A 2480-nucleotide genomic window follows, 5' to 3' on the forward strand; every position below is an offset into this window, starting at 1 on the left:
TGCATATGATGAAAAAGAAGCAACTTCATCAAGGGGTAAAGTCTGCCCAAAATCAAAAAGATTTCATTGATAAATTGTTTGGTATCGCATCATAAACTGTAATTTAGTAGGAAATTCAGGTCCTACTTTTTTTATAATTTATTTTTGCACCATAACCAACCAAAGAACATTATATATACATACAATAAAAATGATAGATTTGTGAAAGACTTTTGTAATATTTATGAAAGAGAAATGAAAGAAATTTAAACTAAGATGAATTTACTGATATTGAGCTTGTTAGTAAAAAGTGCAAGCTGAGAGAGAGGATCAGCATTGTGTTTAAACAATTTAAAATAAATTCTACTAAGAGAGGCAAACAAAAATGAAAAAAACAATTAGAATGGGAAAGAAATTAATTCCTGCAACAGCGGCATTAGGTATTCTTTTTTCTTTAGCCCCTGTTGCAGAGAACAAAGCTAAAGCAGATTTAGCTACGGTAGTGGATGTGGGTATTACCTCATTAGGTATATTGAGTAATGTTTTAGAAAAAGTTGGGATAAGTTTAGGGGATCCTGATTTATCTAATTACACTGGCCCCTATGCAGAGAATGTATCTTACAGAGCTCCTAACTTTAAATCTGGGGAGTTTAATATTTCAGTGCATCATACGAAAGGTGATGGGAATTTCACTAGACCAATTAAAGTGATTTATCCAAATGGGAAAAGTGAGATTAAAAACTTGAAATCAGGGCAGCAGCTTAAGATTACAGAAGCGGGAACAATTGTAGATTTAAAGCCATATGTAGAATCTGTTTCAGAGCACGATCTTCTTTACATAACACAAGCGCAATTGGACGAAGGAAAAACCGGAGTTGCGCTTAATCAAGAGATCACCTTATATGTAGAAAAAACATCCGGTCAAAATAGTGTTCTTGTTGACGAATTTTATAAGAAAAAATTTGGAGAAAACTCTCTTGACGGCTTTAAAGGGTTAGGCGTGGACCGCTTTTCTTATCTAACAGAAGAACAAAAGAAGATAGCAACATTGACTTCACATCCAGTGAAAAGGGAAGTTCTTTCTAATTATGTTACGAATAACCCTAAAGCTAAAGCAGATTTTAATGACCGGTCAATTAATATATTGGCAGAATCAACAAAAATCCTAGATACACCTATTAGAATAATGTCAATAGGTAATAATATGCTCAATCACGGTAATTCTTATCAAATTATTCCCTATAAAAAAGGAAGTAATAAAGTAATTATAAAATCTGGTTCAAAATATCTTTCAGGAACAGAAGACAGAAAGGGGATTCAATATTCAGATTCGATTGGTGATGATGAAGTGTTTGAACTTGTCCAAGTCTCTAACTCACATGATAATAAATTACAATTTCATTTGAAAAACAAGAATGGAGCACGTCTTGGTGGTTATTCCTTCAGTGGCCATGATTTCACGAAGGAAACTAAGGACCGTTGGTTTGAAATTCAGTTCACTGGCAAAACCAACAATGAAGTTAACAACTGGTTAATAGACTGGTACCCAGGTAAAGAACATGAGAAACAGAGTGATGATGAAAGAGTAGAGTTCAAAGCTAATGATAAAAGTGATGGCGCTATATGGACTGCATACGATTTCTCTGGAAAATTGATAAAGAATAGGTGGATAGAACGAGATGGAGCCTACTATTATGCTGATGCTTCTGGAGTTCTCTTGAAGGGTTGGCAGGAAATTAAGGGACATACGTATTATTTTAATCCGGAGTCTAACATCATGGCGTTGCCAAATTCATCTAATGCACAGATTGAGGGTAAGGAGTATCACTTCAATGATTCTGGTGCTCTGCAACGATCAGCCTGGAAAGGTGAGCAATATTCTGATGCTTCTGGAGCGTTTGTTAAAGACGGTTTCCAAGAAATAGAAGGGGAAATTTACTATTTTAAAGATTTCAAGGTTACTAAAAATGAACTGCGTGTAGAAGATCGATTTACCATTCTTCATTTTTCTGACAAAGGCGTACTTGAGAGAGCCACTAATCTGGATGGGAGAGCACTAACTACTTCTCAAATTGTTATTTACGGGCAACGACTAGCCATTGAGCGAGATGGTTCTATTAGAAAACCAGGAATCACTGGAAAGAGACTTTTCCCTCAAGCAGATGGAGCCGATAAGCTCACAATAAGCTATTATAGTTTAGATGATGGAGCTGCCTATTCGGGTTGGAAGGTAATTGATGGGAAAAATTATCATTTCAACAAGGGTAACCACACTACTTTTAATGGGCATGAAACCATCGACGGAAAAAAATATTATTTTAATAATGAAGGGCAAGCTTTTCTGACAGGATTTAAAAAAGATAACGGTAAGATATACCACTTTGATGATAATGGCGTAATGCAAAAGGGCTGGCAAGAAATCGATGGTAAATGGTATTACTTCGATGAATCTGGAGCAGCTAAGATAGGATGGTTCCAAGTTGGTGGTGGGTATCATTTCC

The 2480-nt window shown here is 35.6% G+C and carries 1 protein-coding gene and 1 pseudogene; both read left to right on the top strand.

Annotation, left to right across the window (positions count from 1 at the left end; translation table 11 throughout):
• A pseudogene (locus C564_RS37975) lies at positions 1–95 on the top strand (IS6 family transposase); the annotation flags it as partial.
• 269 nt (positions 96–364) lie between these two features.
• On the top strand, positions 365–2480 hold a 2116-nt coding region (locus C564_RS0131290), incomplete at its 3' end, for an N-acetylmuramoyl-L-alanine amidase family protein (RefSeq protein WP_018768217.1).

The sequence above is a fragment of the Bacillus sp. 105MF genome (genome assembly GCF_000374885.1).
Lineage (GTDB): Bacteria > Bacillota > Bacilli > Bacillales > Bacillaceae_G > Bacillus_A > Bacillus_A pseudomycoides.